The following is a 19,579-nucleotide window of genomic DNA, read 5'->3' as shown; positions in this document are numbered from 1 at the left end:
AACCCCGGTGGCCCGCGTATGAAAAAGGGCCGGCGGCATGTGCCACCGGCCCCTCTCATATCCAGCCAACCCCAGCGGGGGAGCTTACTTGCCTTCCGGCGCCAGGCCGCGATTCTGCAGCATGGGGCCGATGTCCGGGTCCTTGCCGTAGAAGGCGCGGAACATGGGGCCGTAGTCCTCGGTATGGCCCTTGGACAGGATCATCTGGCGGAAGCGCTCACCGTTCTCCCGCGTCAGGCCGCCATGGTCCTTGAACCAGGTGTAGCTGTCGTCATCCAGCATCTCCGTCCACAGGTAGGCGTAGTAGCCGGCGGCGTAGCCGTTGCCCCAGATGTGCAGGAAATAGCTGGAGCGGTAGCGCGGCGGCACGTCGTCCACGTCCAGGCCGGTCTTGGCCAGGGCTTCCTTCTCGAAGGCGTCGACATCCTGCTTGGGCGCGTCGGCCGGCAGGCTGTGCCATTCCAGGTCCAGCATGGCGGCGGCGACAATCTCACCCAGGGCATAGCCCTGGTTGAAGGTGGCGGCCTTCTTGATCTTCTCCACCAGCTCGGCCGGCATGGCCTCGCCCGTCTGATAGTTCTTGGCGTAATGGGCCAGGACCTTGGGGTCCAGCGCCCAATGCTCGTTGAACTGCGACGGGAACTCCACGAAGTCGCGCGCCACGTTGGTGCCCGACAGGGTCTCATAGGTCTGGTTGGCGAACAGGCCGTGCAGGGCGTGGCCGAATTCGTGGAACATGGTGGTGACGTCGCTGAAGCTGATCAGCGCCGGCTGGCCCGGGGCGGGCTTGGTGAAGTTGCAGACGTTGTAGACCACGGGCTTGGTGCCCAGCAGCTTGGACTGCTGGACGAAGTTGGACATCCAGGCCCCGCCCGACTTGTTGTCGCGCTTGAAGTAGTCGAAGTACATCAGGCCCAATGCCGAGCCGTCCTTGTCGATCACGTCGTAGACCAGCACGTCGGGCTGGTAGACGGGGATGTCGGTGCGACGCTTGAAGGTCAGGCCATACAGCTGGTTGGCGGCGTAGAACACGCCCTCCTCCAGCACGGTGTGCAGCTCGAAATAGGGCTTCAGCGCGCCCTCATCCAGGTCGTACTTGGCCTTGCGCACCTGCTCGGCGTACTTGTCCCAGTCCCAGGGCTTCAGGGCGAAATCCTGGCCATCCTTCTTGATCTGCGCCTGGATCTCCGCCGCCTCGCGCTTCTGCTCCGCCGCCAGGGCGGGAACCATGCGCTTCATGAAGCCTTCCGCCGCATCGGGCGTCACCGCCATCTGGTCGGCCAGGACATAGGCCGCGTAGTTGGGAAAGCCCAGCAGCTTGGCCTTCTGCGCCCGCAGGTTGGCGATGTCGGAGATGGTGGCGCGGGTGTCGTTGGCGTCGCCCTTCTCGGCGCGGGTCCAGCCGCGCTCGAACAGGGCCTGGCGCGTGGCCCGGTCGTCGAGGGAGGACAGCGCCGGCTGCTGCGTGGTGTTCTGCAGCGGCACCAGGTACTTGCCCTCCAGCTTGCGGCCCTTGGCGGCCTCGGCGGCGGCGGCGATGGCGCCATCGCCCATGCCGGCCAGCTTGGCCTTGTCGTCCACCACCAGACCGCCTTCCTTGGCCGCGGCCACCAGCTTCTGCTGGAAGGCGGTCTCCAGCGACGACAGCTTGGTGTTGAGATCGCGCAGCGTGGCCTTGTCGGCGTCATTCAGCATGGCGCCGGCATGGATGAACTGCTGGTAATAGACCTTCAGCAGCTGGGCCTGCTCCGGCTTCAGCTTCAGGCTGTCGCGCTTGTCGTACAGCGACTTCACCCGCTGGAACAGCTTGTCGTTCAGGTAGATGGCGTCATTGTGCTGCGACAGCAGGGGCGACACTGTGGTCTGCACCGCGTCCAGCGCGTCGTTGGTGTTGGCCTGCACCACGCCGGAGAAGGTTTGGCCGACCCGGTCCAGCATGCGGCCGGACTTCTCCATCGCCACCAGGGTGTTGTCGAAGGTAGGGGCCGCCGGGTTGTCGGCGATTTTCTTGATCTCGGCCAGCTGGATCTTCATACCCTCCTCGAAGGCGGGCAGATAATCGGCGTCCTTGATGATGTCGAAGCGGGGCGCCTCGAACGGCAGGGTGCTGGCGGTGGCGAAGGGATTGGCGCCAGCCATGGCCGGCCTCTCCGCCAGCGCCGGGGTGGCGGCGAGCGTCGCGAGCGCCAGCGCGCCCACGGTTCCAAGCAGAACAGTACGTGTCATCGGGTTCCCCTGACAGTCTCTTGTTTCGTTTCCCCACCCATCGACGGCCGTCGATCAACAGGGGTGACCAGGCGGATCCCCCCCGCAGGGTCCCGCCGAAGGGGGAGGTTGTATCACGTCTGGCGAAGGATCGTTGCCCCTTCCGTGGCGGCACCGCGCTGGAACCTGCGACATTTTCAATCCCGCCTCACCGGGTGCGTGAGGCGGTGCCCGAACCTTCAGGGATGCATGCGGGCTCCCTTGGTGACCTTGTCCACCAGCTTCTTGTCGGCACGGATGCCGATGCCGACCACCCGCGCGTCCTCAGGCCCGAATTCGGCGAAGACGGCGCGGTTGGCGGCGTCGTGGCCGGTGTGGAACATCTCTTCGATATAGAGTGAGGCGCGCATGCCCCGCTCCAGGGTGCGGCGATGGATGGCGGTGATGGTCGCCGCGTCGGCGGCCAGCACGATCACCGGCTGCACCGACAGCGGGTTGTAGACGGTGCCGGAGCGGTCACGGTAGGGTTCGCCGATGATCTCCGGGAACTGGGCGACGATACCGCTGGTCAGGAAGGCGGTGACGTTCAGCGCCTGCCAGGCGGCCAGGTCTTCGCGCAGGACGAGGGCGATTTTGGTATCGAACATCAAGACGGGGTCCTTGAGGCTGGAGAAGGCCCCGACTGTGGCGAGCGCCGCCGGCGCCAGTCTTGGACGTTCGTGCGAGCCGACCGGCGACGGCGCGGCCGACGGCATCACTGCCGCACCGGCTTTCCCCGGTATCGAGCGAATCGAGGCGCGCTTCCATGGCGACGCCTTCAGTCCCCACCGCCACGACACCTATGGCCTGGGCGTGACGTTGCACGGCGTCCAGACCTTCCACTACCGGGGCCAGCGACGCTATAGCCAGCCTGGCAACGTCATCATCCTGCATCCGGATGAGGAACATGACGGCGGTGCTGGCACGGATGAAGCCCTGCGCTATCGCATGCTGTACCTGGAACCGGCGCTGCTGCGCCGCTGCCTGGACGCTGATGGACAACCCGGCGCCGCCCTGCCCTTCGTCGGCCAGCCGGTGCTAGCGGATGCCGAGCTGCGCCAGGTGCTGCTGCCGGCGCTCAGTTCGCTGGACGAGGGGCTGGAGGATCTGGCGGTGGACGACCTGCTGGTCCGCCTCGCCCGCTGCCTGGCCCGCCATGCCGGCGCCAAGGCCAAGCCCCTGGGCCTGCTGGCCCAGCGCCAGGCCCACCGAGCGCGGGACTACCTGGAGGCCAACGCCCTGGCTCCAGTGCGGTCAGAGGATCTGGAGGCGGTGACGGGCCTGGACCGTTATGCCCTCGCGCGCCACTTCCGGGCCCTGTTCGCCACCAGCCCCCACCGTTTCCTGGTGATGCGCCGGCTGCAGCACGCCCGCCGCATGATCACCGAGGGCGAGCCGTTGGCCGAGGTGGCTGCCGCCACCGGCTTCGCCGACCAGAGCCACCTGCACCGCCATTTCAAGAAGGCCTTCGGCATGACGCCGGGGCGCTGGGCCGGTCTGGTGGGCGCATAAAACGGGGTGACATCTCCAGAACCCAGTCCGCCACCCGACGACATCACCCCACCGACAGCATCGGCGCGTCCGGGCCCAGGTCCAGCGTGTCCTTGTCTTTCAGGCGCCGCATCTGGTCCAGCAGACGCTGGATGGCCGGGGTCATGATGAGGTCGGAGCGATAGACGACGCAGACGGTGATGTCCGGCAATTTTTCCGTCAAGGCCAGGGCGGTGATGTTCTCCCCCAGCACCTTCAGCTGCAGCTTCATGGCATTGGGCGCCAGGCCCGTCCACATGGTGACGGTGTTGGGCCGGGCCGCCAGCGCCAGCACCAGGAAAGTGGATTCACAGCGGGTGAAGGATGGCAGGCGATCCACCCCCGCCTCGGCGAAGGCGCTGCGGAAATGATGGTCGAAGCTCTGTTCGGATTCCGCGAACAACCATTCCGCTTGCGTAAGGTCCGCCAGGGACCGCGCCTTTTCCAATGGATCGCCCTTGGCCACCGTCAGCACCGTGGGCAGACGCAGTAGGGGCTCGAACCGCAGGCCGGTCCCCATCTCCTCCAGGTTGTCCGGCAGGGTGGCGATGACCAGGTCGAGGGTGTGGCTGTACAGCTTTTCGAATAGCGGGCGTCGCGATCCGCCCAGCACGGTCCAGCCGGTGTCGGGATTGCGCTTCTTGAAGTCGACCAGGGTGGGCGTGACGGCCACGCTGGCCGAGGTGGTGAGGCCCAGGCTGACATGCTCACGCGGGCCGGAGCCGGCGAACTCCTGCTCCGCCCGGGCCACCTGGTCCAGGATGCCGCGGGCGCGGCGCAGCAGCGACACGCCGTCCGGCGTCAATTGCGTGCCGCGCGAACTGCGAATGACCAGTTGGCGGCCGGCCCAGATCTCCAGCTCCCGGATGGCCTTGGCCACCGCGGGCTGGCTGACGAACAGCAGGCGCGCCGCCTCATTGAAGCTGTGGGAGTCGGCGACCGCGACGAACGCCTTCAACTGATGGATTTTCATGGGGAAATAACAACCGGTGCCGGGTGAGGTTGACTATACAACCTTCACCTCAAAGCACCAAGGATGGAAGGAGACGGCGGTTGCGTCAGGGCCCCCGCATTTCCTTTTCTATACGGAAGAGACTCATTCACCCCGCGGGTTGCAGAGCCGCCATCACCGCCAGCGTCATGGCGGCGACACCGGTCTTGATGCTGGGCTCCGGCGCCGGGGCGAACAGGGGGGAATGATTGACCGGCGGTTCCTTGCCGGCGGCCTTGAAGCCCGCCAGCTGCTGCGCGTCATAGCCGCCGATGGCGAAGTAGAGGGAGGGCACGCCCGCCCGCACGAACTCCGAATAATCCTCGCTGGCCGCCCCGGGGGCTGGCAGCCGCACGGCACGGGGGCCGAAGGCCGCCTGGAACACGGCCGCCGTGCGGCTGGTGAGGGCGTCATCGTTGATGACCGACTTGCCGCCCGGCACGATCTCCACCTCCGGGGCCGGCGCGCCGGACATCTCGGCCTCCGCCGCGGCGACGCGGTTGATGCCGGCCAGGATCTTGTCGCGCACGCCGTCATCGAAGGTGCGGACGGTGCCGCGCAGCAGGGCGCTGTCGGGGATGATATTACCCGCGCTGCCGGCCTGGATGGCGCCCACCGTCACCACGCCGAACGCGGCCGGGTCTTTCTCCCGGCTGATGACGCCTTGAACATCGACGACGAAGCGCGCCGCCATCAGCACGGGATCGATGGACTGGTGCGGCATGGAGCCGTGTGCGCCCTTGCCGTGGAAGGTCACCGACAGGCTGTCTGAGGTGGAACTGAGCACGCCCGCCTTGTACAGGATGGTGCCGGCCGGGGCCGGCGCCACATGCAGGGCGAAGCCCAGGTCGGGCTTGGGGAAGCGGGTGAACAGGCCATCGTCGATCATGGCCTTGGCGCCACTGACGTCCTCCTCCGATGGCTGGCCGATGAACATCAGCGTGCCGTGCCATTGGTCCTTCAGAGCGACCAACGCCTTGGCCGTGCCCACCCAGGCGGCCATGTGGATGTCATGGCCGCAGCTGTGCGCGACGAAGGTCTCCTTGCCGTTCCAGGTGGTCTTGGCCGTGCTGGCGTAGGGCAACCCGGTCTTCTCTTCCATGGGCAGGGCGTCCAGTTCGGTCCGCACCATCACCGTGGGACCGGCGCCGTTGCGGTATATCGCCACGATGCCGGTTTTGCCCACATGCTCGGTCACCTCGAAGCCCAGGGCCTTCATCTCCTTGGCCAGGCGGGCAGCGGTCCGCACCTCCTGATAGGCCACCTCGGGGTGGCTGTGGATGTCCTTGTACAGGGCGTCCAGGTGGCCGTAGTCGGCGCCCACCTCCGCCTCCACGGCGGTCTTGGTCTGGGCGGCGTCGAAGGCCAGGGCGCCCGGGGCCACGCCGGCCAACAGCAGGCCGGCCGCCAACGCCAGGCGGTAACGCGATGTCGTCTTCATGCGATTGGGTCCCATCGGTCAGGATCAGAAGGAGATGCGGCCGTTCAGGCCGAAGGTACGGGGCGTGCTGCTGTAGACCAGGCGCGTGTAGCCCAGATTGCTGTTGGCGCTGACGATGCCGTCGGCGTCGGTCAGGTTGTTGACGAAGGCGTACAAGCCCCAGCCCTCGCCTTCCACGCCGATCCGGGTGTTGACCAAGCTGTAGTGGCCGTACTCGTTGAAATAGACGTAGCTGGGCCGGAAGGTGGACACCATGTCGCCGGTGTAGCTGTAGTCCACCCGCACCATGCCGTTCAGGCGGGCGGTCAGCGGGACCGTGTAGGTGGCGGACGCCGAGGCCGTCAGGTCCGGCGTGTTGGGGATGCGGTCGCCCTTCAGGCCGGTCGAGCCGGTGGCCAGCACGGCGGCGTTGGCCTGGTCGCTGGTCAGATGGCCATCCTGATAGCCCAGCGATCCCGTCAGCACCAGTCCCGCCAGGGGCCGGGCGGTGATCTCCAACTCCCCGCCCCGGATGCGGGCGGAGCCGACGTTGGTGATGAAGGAGTAGAGGCCGTTGCTGGTGACCGTGCTGGTCTGCATGTTGGTCCAGTCCACCTGGAACAAGGCGGCGTCCACCGTCAGGTGCCCACCCATCCAGCTGGTCTTCAGGCCCGCCTCATAGTTCCACAGCTTGTCTGGGGTGTAGGTCACCAGGCCGCTGGCCAAGCCGGGGATGTTGTTGGCGCCGCCGGGGCGGAAACCTTGCGAGGCGGTGGCGTAGGCCATGGCATCCGGCGTCAGCTTATAGCTGACGTTGGCCTTGCTGACCCAACCCTGGGCATCCGCCTTCACCGCCGAGTAGGCGGTTGGCACGGACGCGGTGAAGGCCGAACCCAGCAGCGCCTGGCCGGTGGTGGTCTTGGTGTAGTCGTAATGCCGGGTTCCGGCGGTCAGCGTCAGGTCGCCGATGGGGCTGTACGACACCTCCCCGAACTCGGCCGTCTGTTTGGTGTAGGTGTTGATGTAGCGGTAGGACAGATCCTGCAACGGCTGATAGGTCAGGCCGGTCGCCGGGTCGGCCGTGGCCGTGTTGCTGTCGATGTGGTCGTGGCGGTCCTCCAGATAAGCACCTGCCGTCCAGGTGAACGGCCCCTCACCTTCCGAGCTCAGGCGCAACTCGTCATTGCGGCTGTCCAGCGTAGCCGGCTGGTAGCCCACGGTGGGTGTCTTGGAGAGGCCGGTGGCGGTATAGGTCTTCTTCTGCGCCGCGGTGCAGGCTACGGCCTGGCCGAAGTACAGCGGGCACAGCTGATTGACGTAGGCCGCCGCAGTCGACAGCGCCTGGACGCTGGGCGTGAAGTCGATGCTGCGCAGGATGTTGAAATTGTAGAAGGAGGTGCTGGCCGTCAGGGTCGCGAAATGCAGGTCCCAGGTGCCGACCAGGTTGTACAGCGTCATCTCATTGTCGTAGGGCAGCTGGACCGGCGAATTGGTCTGATAGCGGCCCTGCGCCTGGTACCAGCCCAGCTGGTCGTCGGCGGTCTGCTTCTGGTAACTGATGGTGCCGGTCAGGGTGATGTCATCCGTGGGCGTGAAGCCCACCAGGGTGCGTACGCCCCGGGACTTGCCGTCGTTGACGTCCTTCAGGTTCAGCCTGGTGTCATCCACATAGCCAGGCGTCGTCTGGTAATAGCCGGAGACGCGCACCGCCAGCCTGTCGGTCACCACCGGCACGTTGACCATCTGCTTCACGAAGCCGGCGCTGGCCCCGTCGGCGTTGGTGTATTCCACCTCCGACGCGGCGGCGAACTTCTGGCTGTCCGGCTTCCTGCTGATGACGCGGATGGTGCCGCCCATCGAGCCGCCGCCGTACAGGGTGCCCTGCGGCCCGCGCAGCACCTCAACCCGCTCCACATCGAACAGGTTCAGGTTGGCGGTGGTGCCGCCGGGGTCCTGGGTCGTGCCCGAGGGGCCGGTGACGGGCGTTTCGTCATAGTATAGGCCGACGGTAGCCTCGCCCGCGCTCTGTATGCCGCGTATGGTGAGACGGCTGGATCCCAACTGCGCCTGGGTCAGGTTGACGTTGGGGATGGCGCGGAAATAATCCTCCATCCCGCTGGCCCCCATTTTCTGCAGCGTGTCGCCGTTGATGGCGCTCAGGCTGAGGGGGGTGTCTTGTAAAGAGGTCGACCGCTTCAAGGCAGTGACCACGATTTCGGTCAAATCTTCACCGTCGGCCTGGCCGGACCCGGCTGAAACGCTTTGCGCATAGGCGCCACCGGCAATCGACACGACGGCAGCACCCAACATCAAGGCCGGCAATACTGCCGCCCTTCCCCAGAACTTAGCCTCCATGAAAACCCCGTTCTTGAATTTGTTTTAATTTTGTTAGGGGCTCAGGATTATTTTTGTGTGTCGCGCCGCACAATAAAATTTTCGATTAGCGCTGTAACTGGAAGTTAGAGCGACCGCAGGGTCGCAACACCGGCGCAGCAGGCGTCACCTGGGATTATAGCGCGTGGCCGAAAGGGTGTCGGACACGGCGCTGATTTTGGTGTCCATGAAACCGGCGGCCCGCATCCAGGCGCGCACCGGCGTCTCACCGAACGGGGTCTTCGGGCCCTTGCCGTGGACAATCCACAGCGCGGCCCCTGCCGGCAGGGCGGCGTGCGCAGCCACCGCCCGCTCCAGGTCGGCCACGCCCCGAACCACGGCCAGCGCCAGGCGCGCTTCCGTCGGTGTGGCGGCCACGGCCCCCTTCAACGCCGCCGCCAAGGCGGGATCGTCCGCCGTACCGATGACCAGGACCGGCGCGGCCCGGCCCACGCCCAGTTTCTGCGCCAGGGTGGGCGGCGGGGTGGTCAGTTTCCGAGCCCAACGGGTGGCGGCGTCGGCGCCCAGGGTCAGAATCAGCGGACCGTCCGGCGTGGCCAAAACCAGATCGTCACCCTCGACCGCCACGGCGGTGATGGTAGCCACCGGCACGATGCGCCGGACCTCGCCGCGCAGGATCAGTTCCCGGCTTTCCAGCAGGGCTTTCACCTCGCCCGCCCCGCCTTGCCATGTTGCGGGACAGACGGCCTCCAACCCCATGATGTGCCCCCATTCGCGGTGGCGGGCGGCCCTCAGCGCTGGGCCGTCGCCAGTTTGATCGCCAGGCCGATGAACACCACGCCGGCGATGCGGTTCAGGATGGTTTGCGCGCTGCTGGATCGGGCCAGCCAGCGGTTCAGGCCGCCGGCCAGCACGGCAATGGTGGAGAAGCAGGCCAGCGCCACGGCGGCGAACACCGCCCCCAGCAGGAAAATCTGCACGGTGACGCTGCCGTGCTCGGGGGCTGCGAACTGCGGCAGGAAGGCCAGGAAGAAGATCGCCACCTTGGGGTTGGTCACGTTCATGACGATGCCCCGGCCGTACAGGGCCAGGTGACGGTCGGCCCCCGCCTTAGCGCCGCCCAGCGCCTCCGGCGACGCGCGGAAGGACTTGTAGGCCAGGTACAGCAGGTAGGCGGCACCGGCGGCCTTCAGCAGGGTGAAGGCCAACTGCGACTGCTGGAAGATGACGGCCACCCCCAGCGCCACGGCGGTCGTGTGCACCACCAGGCCGGTGCACAGGCCCAGCGTCACCATCACCCCGGCCCGCCAGCCCCGCGCCGCCGACAGGGTCAGCACGAACAGATTATCCGGCCCCGGCACGAAGGCCAGGATGGCGGCGGCCGTGATGAAGGTGAGCAGGGTTTCCAAGGGCAGCATGGGCGCGATCTCAAGGTCTTGGCGGAAAAAGTGTTCAATCACCGATCCTTCCAGACTTTTACCGTCCCGGCCACTGTCCTTATCGCGTCCGGCCGGTATACTGCCCGGACCCTACCCGCATTGAGAGCTGCCTTGCCCGCTCCTCCCCACCTGACGGTCTGGTACAATACCAAATGCCCCGTCTGTAATGCGGGCATCGACTGGCAGACCAACCGCCTGGTACGGGCCGCCCGCGCCGGTGTCATCGCCTTCCGCGACATCAATCTTGAGCCGGAGGCGCTGGCCCGCTTCGGCGCGGATGTGGAGGCCGTGCGCCGCCGCCTGCACGGGACCGACGCCGACGGCCGCCTGCTGGTGGGTGCGGACTGCGCCATCGCCATCTGGCGCCACACGCCGGGCGACGCCTGGCTGGCAGCATTGCTGGGCAACTGCGTCATCCGCCCCCTCACCCGCTTCGCCTATGACCGCTTCGCGGATGTCCTGTACGGCTGGAACCGGCGGAAGGGGCATTGGTGATGGCCCCTAAAGCCCCATCAATCCGAAAAGCGATCGAAGCATAATGACCAAAGGCCGACTACCATTCAGATTTTGCACCAAGTCCGCATTAATGTCGTGCCATTCCAATTCATTAAATTACGGACCAGGACAAAATGCGGTCAGATAAAAACGCAAAGCATTATATGAACGCTGCGCCACCCTTGGTGGCGCAGCCCCGCAGTGCGAACAATTGGGATTGCAGATAGGCTTTCAGCTAACGTATTTTTGCGCTCCATTCGAGTCTTGGTGCAAGTGTGGCAGAGCCTTCAAATTTCCAATATCAAATCGTTCCGATTAAGCTCTTCCCGAATGAGGCGGTCCTATGCGCGATCCGGGATGATCGGCTATCGGAATTAGCCGGCTTAGGTATGATGGGTAAGATCGTTGAAGCCGATCAAATAATGATAAAAGGAGCAGTTTTTCTTTGTCCTACAGCTATTTACCGAGGACTTAAACGTCCAATGAGTGTCCAAGGTGCTCCGGATTGGTATGCGCAGGACCAGGTAATCGTAGCTGTAGCCCAGCCAAACTTTGGAGCCGAACTGCATCAGGGAAGCGCCCGCCTAACGCAGGCGCCTGCCTCAAGCGTGTTCGTTGCATACCTGAGAAGGGTTGGAGACTCGGGGCAGCGTGACCAAATCAGACGCGTCCTTGCATCGGACCATAGCAAGGTGTACTTAGCCTACCACTGGGAATGGGTCATATGTGACGATCAAGTTCCGTCGTTGCCAGATGACCATAGTTCACGATTTGAGGAGAAATTATCTTGGCCATAGGGCAACAGAGCGGTGACCTGTTCGCTCGGCTTTATGCGAGTGCGGCTGAGTTCGCGCCGACCGCATATTTCGATCACGAAATGGATCAACTTATTTACGTTAGGACAAGCGACTCATATCGCGCCGACCGCGTTGATGAATGGTTAACGCTACTTTGGCAAGCGGATGACATGAAGCTTGTTGGCGTAAAGATCAAGGGCTTTCGCAGCCTATTTGACAAGGCAATGGCGGCTGGCCTTGTAGAGGAAAAGCATTTTATTCCTCTTTGTAAAACACTAAGCTTGATACTTGAGGCCTCTATCAACCCTCAAGATGAAAGCCCCGACATGCATTACCGCAAGAAGGTTTATCGGCAGGCCGAGGCGATTGTCGGTGATTATAGAGTTGACGAGCGCAAAATCCTTAGCCTATCAGGCGATAGGCACTCAGGCGCCAGCTCTTTGGCATAGGGAATATTGTGCGCCCCTAACATCAATAGGGGCGCCCATTTGAGATATGGATTTTTGCTTATTGCGCCTGAAATCAGACTTCATATATCTCATTTAATTGAATATCGAACTAGATTTCTGACAGATACTTGGAACTAGTTTGTATTTACTCCGCCGCCTGGATCGCCGGCAACGGCACCGGCTCCAGCGTCACTGGCACGCCGCTCAGCACGGCGTTGCCGGACAGCGGATCGCGCAGGGTCTCATCCAGCAGGGCATTGAGGTTGGCGCCGGGGCGCTGGCTGGCCAGGCCCAGGCGGGCGCCATCGGCGTCGTGGCCCCAGCCGTGGGGCAGGCTGACGACGCCGGGCATCATGTCGGCGCTGACGGCCACCTGCACCTCGATCGCCCGACCGGCGCGGGACAGGCGGGCCCTGCCGCCGTGCACCACGCCGTGGCGGCGGGCGTCATCCGGGTGCACTAGCACCGTGCAGCGGAACGGCCCCTTGGCCAGGATGGGCAGGTTGTGCATCCAGCTGTTGTTGGAGCGTAGATCGCGACGGCCAATGATCACCAAGTCCGGCGCCGGCTGGTCCAGCGTCGCCACGGCGCGGGCCAGGTCCGCCACCAGGATGTTGGGCGCCAGCTCGATGCGGCCGCTGGGGGTGCGCAGCACCTCCGGAATGCGGGGCTGCAGGGCGCCCAGGTCGATGCCGCCGACGCTGTCCGTCACCTTGGCCAGGGTCAGTCCCTCCGGCTTGCGGCCGAAGCCGTCGCCATAGGGGCCGCCGCGCAGGGCCAGATCCAGCAGGCGTTCCGGCCCCGTCCAGCGCGACACGGCGGCCAGGACGGCGGCGGTGTGTTCCCCCGCCCAGCGCCCCACCTCCGCCGCCACCATGGCGTCGTCCAAAGCCGCCGGGTCGGCGTCGGCGCCCTTGCCTTCCGCGATGGCCGCCAGCTTCAGCAGCACCTGCCATTCCGCCAAAACGCCCTCACCTCGGGGCAGCAGCGCCGGGCTGTAACGGGCATGGTTGCGGTAGGACAGCTGGGGGAAGGCCACGTCGTAGTGGCTGTCCTGGAAGGGCGACACGCCGGGCAGGATGACGTCGGCATGGCGGGTCGTCTCGTTCAGGTAGATGTCGACACTGACCATCAGGCCCAGCTGGTCCAGGGCGCGCGCCAATTGGTCACCGTTGGGGGAGGACAGGACGGGGTTGCCGGCCACGGTGAACAGGGCCCGCACCTGGCCCTCGCCGGGCGTCTCGATCTCCTCCGCCAGGCATCCCACCGGCAGCTCACCGAACACCTCCGGCGCGTTCGACACGCGGGAGCGGCGGCGGCCCAGCGGCACGCCGCGCCCCGTGCCGCCCTTCCCCACCGTATTGGCGGCGAAGGCGGCGGCCTTGGGGAACATCGCCCCGCCGGGCGCATCCAGATTGCCGGTCAGGACATTGACGACGTCGACCAGCCAGCTGGCCAGGGTGCCGAATTCCTGGGTGCAGGTGCCGATGCGGCCGTACAGCACCGCCGGCACCGAGCCCGCCAGGTCCCGCGCCAGGCCGCGGATGGTGTCGGCGGGGATGGCGGTGTGGGCGGCGGCCCGTTCCGGCGTGAAGGGGGCAACGGCGGCACGCAGTTCCTCAACACCCGTCACATGGTCCGCCAGCCGGCCCAGCCGCACCAGGTTCTCCTGAAATAGGGTGTGGACCAGGGCCGCCAGCAGGAAGACATCGCTGCCGGGACGGATGAAGTGATGCTCATCGGCCAGGGCCGCCGTCTCCGTCCGCCGGGGGTCTATCACGACCAGCCGGCCGCCCCGCGCCTTCAGATCCAGGGCCTTGCCGCGGAAGTCGGGCACCGTCCACAGGCTGCCGTTGGACGCCATGGGGTTGCCCCCCAGGATGACCATGAGCTTGGTGCGCTCGATATCCGGCACGGGAATGCTCAGCCAATGGCCGAACATCAGGCCGCTGGACAGCTGCTTGGGCATCTGGTCCAGGGTGGAGGCGGAGTAGATGTTGCGCGTGCCCAGCGCCCGCGCCAGCACCGGCGTATAGAGCAGCAGGCCCATCTTATGGGCGGCGGGGTTGCCGATGTAGGTCGCCGCCGCGTCCCGGCCGTGGGCTTCCAGCAGAGGCGTCAGCCGCCGCTCGATCTCGGCAAAGGCCTCTTCATACGTGGCCTCAACGAAGCGGCCGTCGCGCTTGATCAGCGGCGTGCGCAGCCGGTCGGGGTCCTCATGCAAATCCTTGAGCGCGACACCCTTGGGGCAGATGTAGCCGTGGCTGAACACGTCCGCCTCGTGCCCCCGGATGCGGGTGACGGCGCCGTCCACCAGCGTGACCTCCAGGCCGCAGCACGCCTCGCACAGCGGGCAGATGCGGTGGGCGATGGTTTCAGTACCAGTCACGGGCGGGCCTCCCAGATTATTGTGGCCCAACTATCGGCGGTGACCGTGTCGCTGTCCAGTATGGACGCTAGCGGTCGCTAGCCCGTCCCTCAGCCGTCCATCCATTCCGGCGCGTACTGCACCATGCCTTCAACGCCGCTCAGGCCATCGGGCGTCAGTGCCAGGACCATGCAGTTCCGCGCCGGCACCGTGAAGGGCACGGCGATGGCATGGTCCGCCATGGGCCGGTAACCGAAGCGGGGATAATAGTCCGGGATGCCGACCAGGACGACGGAGCCATAGCCCAAGTCCCGTGCCCGCTGGTGCGCCGCCCTCACCAGGCGGCCGCCCACGCCACGCCCCTGCCATTCCGGCACGACCGACAGGGGCGCCAGGGCCAAGGTCGGGGTGGAACCTCGGGCCCCGCATATGGCAGCCCGGGTCAGCAAGATGTGCCCCACCACCTGGCCATCCTCCTCCGCCAGCAGCGACAGCGCCGGTATCCAGGCGGCGCTGCCGCGCAGGCGGGCGATCATCAGATGCTCACGATGATCGCTGTAGGGCACGTCGGCGTAGGCCCGCCGCACCGCCGCCGCGATGGCGGCGGCGTCATCCGGGCCCTCCTGCCTGACGGTCAGCGCCATGCCCCGCACCAGCCTTACGGCGCCAACGAGGCCGTGGCGCTGATCTCCACCAGCAGGTCGGGCGAGATCAGCGGCCCCACCTGCACGATGGTGGTGGCGGGCTTGGCCCCGCCGAAGACGGCGCCGTGGGCACGGCCCACATCCTGCCAAGTCGCCATGTCGGTCAGATAGATGCGGGTCTCCACCACATGCTCGGGCCCGGCGCCCAGCTCGGCCAGGGCGGCCACGATGCGCTCCAGGATCACCTTGGCCTGGCCGCCGGCATCGCCGGGGTGGAAGGCCTTGCCGTCCGGGCCGCCGCTGGCGGTGGTGCCGGACACGAAAATCAGGTCGCCGGCCTTGACCGCCCGCGAATAGCCAATGGCCTCGCCCCAGGCGGACGCCACCTCAACCTTCTGCCTACCCATGATACAGTTCCCTATTATTCGCCGGGCTCAATGCTGGCGCAGTTTAATTGCGCGCACACCATAGCCGTCGTTGGATTGTTAGCCAGCAGCGGGAAAGCAGGGCTGATGCGCTTCAGGGATCCAGCGGGTCGCCGGCATCCAGCGTCAGGGCCGACAGGGTGGGCAGATAGGCCACGTCGAAGGGCGACACCCGCTCCAGCCCGGTGAAGGGGACATAGCCCAGGTCCTCCTGGTTGCGGGTGGCGAAGCGGTCCTCGGTGATGTAGCTGCTTTGGCCGATGTCGGTGACCACCAGGGCCTTGCGGTCCATGGGTATGCCGTAGCGATAGATCAGGCGGTCGGCATTGCGCACATTGGTGGTGGTGTGGCGGGCGTGCGGCTCCACCAGGATGGCGTCGGCCGGTACGCCATAGTCCTGGACCAGGGCCTTCTTCATCTCTAGCGCCTCATTATAGGGCGTCTGGTTGGGATGGACGTTCCCGCCGCTGACGATGATGACCGGCGCCTTGCCGTCATGCCAGCGCCTGGCCGCCAGCTGCACCCGCAACAGGCCGGGCGCCGACAGGGCCACGCCCGCCGTCTCCGGCCCATAGCCCGGCACCACCAGGGCGGTATAGGGATAGTTGGCCCAGTGGACGGTCTTCAGGCGGGCCACCGCCGCCTTGTTCTCGCCCGCCTCCATGGGCTCGAACCGACCGGCCTCATCCCGGCGATTGATCTGCAACAGCAGCAGGGCGAAGGCCTCGGTCGGCTCAAAGAACGGGCTGTCGTCCACCAGACCATCCACCAGGACGGAGACCGCACTTTTCACCAGCGTGCCATAGGCCGGCGTGGCCACGTCATAGGCGGGGCCGTCGATGGCAGGGCCTCGTGATTTCTCGCCAAGGCCGTAGACCACCAGAATGTGGTGGGCGGTGGTCGCGGCCTGGGTCCAGGCGCGGACGACCACGTCGGCGTCCTGGCCCGGCATCGCCGGGTAGAGGCCGCTGGCGTCCAGGGCAGCCGCCAGACGTCGCGCGGCCTCCGGACGTGTCTTCAGGGCGGATGCCAAAGCCTGGCCGGCGGCCGCCACCTCCGCGTCCGACCAGTCGAAGCCGCGGATGTAACAGCCGGTGTCGCCGCCACAGGCCTCTATCGCCCCGCGCGCCCGGGCACGGCGCTCCGCCGCCAGGCGGTTCAGTTCCGGCGCGGTCGCCACGGCCGCCAGCGCCTGCGGGTCGCGGGACAGCAGACTCAAGCCATAGAACAGCTTGTCGCGCAGGGGCTGTCTATAGACCAGCGGCTTGGCAGCCGGCATCGTGGGCTCCGCTGCCCGCGCCGCCCCCGTCCACGCCATTCCGGCCATCACCGCAATCGCCGCCGCACGCGCCCAGCACCGCATATTTCCAAGCCTTCGGTCCGTTAAAGTCGCGACACCCTACACGGGAACAGCGTCGCTTGCATGACCATGCGCGGGTGCCACCCCTTTCCCGAAGCCCTAGCCGCATCGGGACGTTGCGCGCTGTGGAACCTCACGGTCATAGTGCGCGGCACTCGACGACCGCCCAGCCAGGAAACACCGACCACCTTGCCCGCCCTGCCCCGCCTCACGGTCCTGTTCCTGGCCCTGGTCCTCGCGGCCCTGCTGCCGCCCCGGGCCGACGCCTGGGCGGCCAAGCCCAAGCCCTTGAAGGCGCAGGGCGATACGGAAGAGGTGGTGCCCACCGTGCGCCTGCCCGATACGGCGCGCCCCTTGCGCTACCGCCTGAACCTGACCATAGACCCGGACCAGACCGAATATTCCGGCCAAGTGGAGATCAAGGTCGCGCTGAGCAAGGCGGCGGACCATATCTGGCTGAACGGCCGCGACCTGGACATGGCGTCCGCTGAGGTGGTGACGGCGGCAGGGGAGCATCTGCCCGCCACCTGGGACCAAGTGACACCGGACGGCGTGGCCCGCATGGGCTTCCCCCGGTCGCTGGCGCCGCAGACCCTGACCCTGCGCTTCACCTACACCGCCCCCTTCGACCCTTCGCTGGATGGCCTCTACCGCGTCAGCGAGAAGGGGCTGAACTACGCCTTCAGCCAGTTCGAAGCCATCAGCGCCCGCCAGGCCTGGCCCTGCTTCGACGAGCCGCGCTTCAAGACGCCCTATGACATCACGCTGACGGTGAAGGCGGGGGATGAGGCGGTGACCAACACCCTGCCCGTGCGGGAGGAGGCGGTGCCCGGCGGCGGCCGGCGCCTGACCTTCGCGCCCACCCGGCCCTTGCCCACCTACCTGCTGGCCTTCGCCGTGGGGCCGCTGGACATCGTGAAGGGCCCGACCATTCCGCCCAGCGGCGCCCGCCGCCGGCCCATCCCTCTGCGCGGCGTGGCCCTGCACGGCAAGGGCCCGCGCCTGGCCTATGCCCTGTCGGTCACGCCCGGCCTGTTCCTGACGATGGAACGCTACTTCGGCATCCCCTACGCGTACGGCAAGCTGGACCTGATCGCGGCCCCCGACTTCGACGCCGTCGGCATGGAGAACGCCGGCACCATCATCTATAGCGAGCAGCGCCTGCTGGTGAAGGCCGATGACACGGTGGACGCGCGCCGCCGCTTCCTGGTGCTGCACGCCCATGAAATCGCCCACCAATGGTTCGGCGACCTGGTGACGCCGGCCGGCTGGGAGGACATCTGGCTGAACGAGGCGTTCGCGAGCTGGCTGGCACCCAAGGCGGTGGATGCCTGGCAGCCGCGCATGCTGACCGCCCGCGTGGTGGAGCAGGAGGCGCTGGAGGCCATGGATCTGGACTCCCTGGCCTCCACCCGCACCATCCACCAGCCTATCGCCACCACCAGCGACATCGAAACCGCCTTCGACAACATCACCTACCGCAAGGGGGCCGGCGTGCTGTCGATGATGGAGGGCTATATCGGCCCCGACGCCTTCCGCAAGGCGGTGGCAACGCACCTGCGCCGCCATATCGACGGCGTGGCGACGGCCCAGGATTTCTTCGGCGCCCTGGCCGACACGGTGCATGACCCGGTGCTGGTCGACTCCTTGCGCTCCTACATCAACCTGCCGGGCGTGCCGCGCCTGTCGCTGGGCTGGACCTGCCCCCGCACCGGGCTGCAGGTTCTGACGGCCCAGCGCCGCTACCGCCCCCTGGGTTCCGAGGCCGCGACGGCGGCGCACTGGACCCTGCCCCTGTGCGTGCGGCCGGGCGCGGGCGGCGCCACCACCTGCATGATGGTGACCGCCGCGCGCCAGGCCCTGCCCCTCAACCAATCCGCCTGCCCGGCGGTTCTGATCCCCAACGCCACCGGCAGCGGCTATTTCCGACTGTCGCTGACGACCGAACACTGGCGCCGGCTGCTGGCTGTGCTGCCGCGCCTGCCGGCGGCGGAGCAGCTGGCCCTGCTGGAAAGCCTGTGGGGCGAAGTCGCGGCCGGCCACCAGCCCCAGTCGCTGTACCTCACCGCCGCCGTCAGCCTGGCCACCGTGCCGGCCTGGGACGTGGCTTCCGCGCCCTTCCCCCGGCTGAAGCAGTTGCTGGAGCAGGCGCCGACCGACAGCGACCGCGCCGCCCTGCGCCTGTTCCTGCTGCAGGCCTGGCGGCCGGTGCTGGCCCGCGTGGGGCTGATACCGGGCAAGCTGGACCGGGTGGCGCCGGAAAACACCGCCCTGCTGCGCGACAGGCTGGTGGCTTTCCTGGCGCTGGAACTGCGGGACGAGGACGTCCGGGCCCGCTTGATGGCTTTGATGCGGGAGTCCGATACCCAGCCGCCGGCGGAGATACGGGCCACGGGCATGGCGGTCATGGCCCAGGAACTGGGCCGTCCCTACATCAACGCCCTGGTCGATCAGCTGCGATCCTCCACCGACGCGGAAGAGCGGGAAATGGCGCTGGACGCCTTGAACCGCGTGACCGACCCCACCCTGGCGGCGGAGGTGCGCGACATGGTGTTCGCGCCTTGGCTGAAACTGAACGAGGTCAACATGCTGATTCGCGGCCAGGGGCGCGAATCCAGTCACGTTCCCGCCTATTGGGCCTGGGTTCAGGCCAATATGGCCCATCTGCGCGCCCGCGGTTCCTCCGCCACCTTGGGCGCGCTGACCCTGCCGCTGGAGGGGTTGTGCAGCGCCACGGCGGCGGACCAGGTGGAGGGCTACTTCCGGCCCATGGCCGCCGAGTTGGAGGGCGGCGGGCGCACGGTGGATCAGGCGGTGGAGCGCATCCGCCTGTGCGCGGCCCAGCGGTCCGGCCCGCCGCCCCAAACGCCAACGCCGGGACAAAAGCAATAATCCCTAAAGTGTAACCCCGAAAGTTTCGATCATCTGGCTGAATTGTTTAGGCTCATGGCTTGCTGTACCTACTGAAGGAACAGTGTTGCAATGGGGCCTTGGGTCCTGACCTGGCCATTAGGCCTGGGCATGAGGATATGCGTGGGGCGCACGCCGGGGGGCGGCTTCCACAAGGCATCGCGTTGGGGATG

At 66.6% G+C, this 19,579-nt stretch carries 15 protein-coding genes; 4 read left to right on the top strand and 11 right to left on the bottom strand.

Features of this window, described 5'->3' with window-relative positions; genetic code table 11:
- Window positions 1-84: 84 nt before the first annotated feature.
- Together dcp and FBZ87_RS04930 are read right to left on the bottom strand one after the other, a co-directional pair.
- Entirely contained in the window at window positions 85-2,226 is a 2,142-nt protein-coding gene (dcp, locus tag FBZ87_RS04935) for a peptidyl-dipeptidase Dcp (protein ID WP_422394467.1), read from the bottom strand.
- A 218-nt stretch (window positions 2,227-2,444) separates the two neighbouring features.
- Complete coding sequence (locus FBZ87_RS04930; RefSeq protein WP_145609250.1) at window positions 2,445-2,852, bottom strand: DUF2000 family protein; 408 nt, start codon at window positions 2,850-2,852, stop codon at window positions 2,445-2,447.
- A 13-nt stretch (window positions 2,853-2,865) separates the two neighbouring features.
- Here FBZ87_RS04930 and FBZ87_RS04925 point away from each other — a divergent pair, with 13 nt between their 5' ends.
- The gene (locus FBZ87_RS04925) at window positions 2,866-3,756 is read left to right on the top strand and encodes an AraC family transcriptional regulator (protein ID WP_246134241.1); all 891 of its coding nucleotides are present in this window, start codon (window positions 2,866-2,868) and stop codon (window positions 3,754-3,756) included.
- A 43-nt stretch (window positions 3,757-3,799) separates the two neighbouring features.
- Here FBZ87_RS04925 and FBZ87_RS04920 read toward each other — a convergent pair whose 3' ends face one another.
- The 5 genes from FBZ87_RS04920 to FBZ87_RS04900 all read right to left on the bottom strand — a co-directional run bounded on the left by FBZ87_RS04920 (window position 3,800) and on the right by FBZ87_RS04900 (window position 9,937).
- On the bottom strand, window positions 3,800-4,747 hold the full coding sequence (locus FBZ87_RS04920; protein WP_145609248.1) for a LysR family transcriptional regulator: 948 nt from the start codon (window positions 4,745-4,747) through the stop codon (window positions 3,800-3,802).
- Window positions 4,748-4,874: 127 nt separating this feature from the next.
- Window positions 4,875-6,206: an amidohydrolase gene (locus tag FBZ87_RS04915; protein WP_211106849.1), complete on the bottom strand. Its 1,332-nt coding sequence runs from the start codon at window positions 6,204-6,206 to the stop codon at window positions 4,875-4,877.
- A 24-nt stretch (window positions 6,207-6,230) separates the two neighbouring features.
- Window positions 6,231-8,477 (bottom strand): TonB-dependent receptor, encoded by a 2,247-nt coding sequence (locus tag FBZ87_RS04910; RefSeq protein ID WP_186454584.1) that lies wholly within the window; start codon window positions 8,475-8,477, stop codon window positions 6,231-6,233.
- Window positions 8,478-8,684: 207 nt separating this feature from the next.
- On the bottom strand, window positions 8,685-9,278 hold the full coding sequence (locus FBZ87_RS04905; RefSeq protein ID WP_145609245.1) for a hypothetical protein: 594 nt from the start codon (window positions 9,276-9,278) through the stop codon (window positions 8,685-8,687).
- A gap of 32 nt (window positions 9,279-9,310) precedes the next feature.
- Window positions 9,311-9,937, bottom strand: a complete 627-nt coding sequence (locus FBZ87_RS04900; protein ID WP_145609244.1) for a LysE family translocator — start codon at window positions 9,935-9,937, stop codon at window positions 9,311-9,313.
- 132 nt (window positions 9,938-10,069) lie between these two features.
- Between FBZ87_RS04900 and FBZ87_RS04895 the strand changes: the two genes are divergently transcribed.
- Entirely contained in the window at window positions 10,070-10,453 is a 384-nt protein-coding gene (locus FBZ87_RS04895) for a thiol-disulfide oxidoreductase DCC family protein (RefSeq protein WP_145609243.1), read from the top strand.
- A gap of 787 nt (window positions 10,454-11,240) precedes the next feature.
- The gene (locus tag FBZ87_RS04890; RefSeq protein WP_145609242.1) at window positions 11,241-11,699 is read left to right on the top strand and encodes a hypothetical protein; all 459 of its coding nucleotides are present in this window, start codon (window positions 11,241-11,243) and stop codon (window positions 11,697-11,699) included.
- Between the two features lie 145 nt (window positions 11,700-11,844).
- On the opposite strand, the gene FBZ87_RS04885 is transcribed toward FBZ87_RS04890, so the two are convergent.
- The 4 genes from FBZ87_RS04885 to FBZ87_RS04870 all read right to left on the bottom strand — a co-directional run bounded on the left by FBZ87_RS04885 (window position 11,845) and on the right by FBZ87_RS04870 (window position 16,415).
- Window positions 11,845-14,088: a molybdopterin-dependent oxidoreductase gene (locus FBZ87_RS04885; protein ID WP_145609241.1), complete on the bottom strand. Its 2,244-nt coding sequence runs from the start codon at window positions 14,086-14,088 to the stop codon at window positions 11,845-11,847.
- Window positions 14,089-14,177: 89 nt separating this feature from the next.
- Window positions 14,178-14,711: a GNAT family N-acetyltransferase gene (locus FBZ87_RS04880; protein WP_145609240.1), complete on the bottom strand. Its 534-nt coding sequence runs from the start codon at window positions 14,709-14,711 to the stop codon at window positions 14,178-14,180.
- 14 nt (window positions 14,712-14,725) lie between these two features.
- Window positions 14,726-15,118, bottom strand: a complete 393-nt coding sequence (locus tag FBZ87_RS04875) for a RidA family protein (protein WP_004272210.1) — start codon at window positions 15,116-15,118, stop codon at window positions 14,726-14,728.
- Between the two features lie 112 nt (window positions 15,119-15,230).
- The gene (locus FBZ87_RS04870) at window positions 15,231-16,415 is read right to left on the bottom strand and encodes a YdcF family protein (RefSeq protein WP_145609239.1); all 1,185 of its coding nucleotides are present in this window, start codon (window positions 16,413-16,415) and stop codon (window positions 15,231-15,233) included.
- Window positions 16,416-16,685: 270 nt separating this feature from the next.
- On the opposite strand from FBZ87_RS04870, the gene FBZ87_RS04865 reads away from it, so the two are divergent.
- Window positions 16,686-19,388 carry a M1 family metallopeptidase gene (locus tag FBZ87_RS04865; RefSeq protein ID WP_186454583.1) on the top strand — a complete coding sequence of 901 codons (2,703 nt, stop codon included), beginning with the start codon at window positions 16,686-16,688 and terminating at the stop codon, window positions 19,386-19,388.
- Window positions 19,389-19,579 lie beyond the last annotated feature (191 nt).

The organism is Nitrospirillum amazonense, from assembly GCF_007828035.1.
GTDB lineage: Bacteria > Pseudomonadota > Alphaproteobacteria > Azospirillales > Azospirillaceae > Nitrospirillum > Nitrospirillum amazonense.
This window is presented reverse-complemented; position numbering and strand designations above follow the sequence as displayed.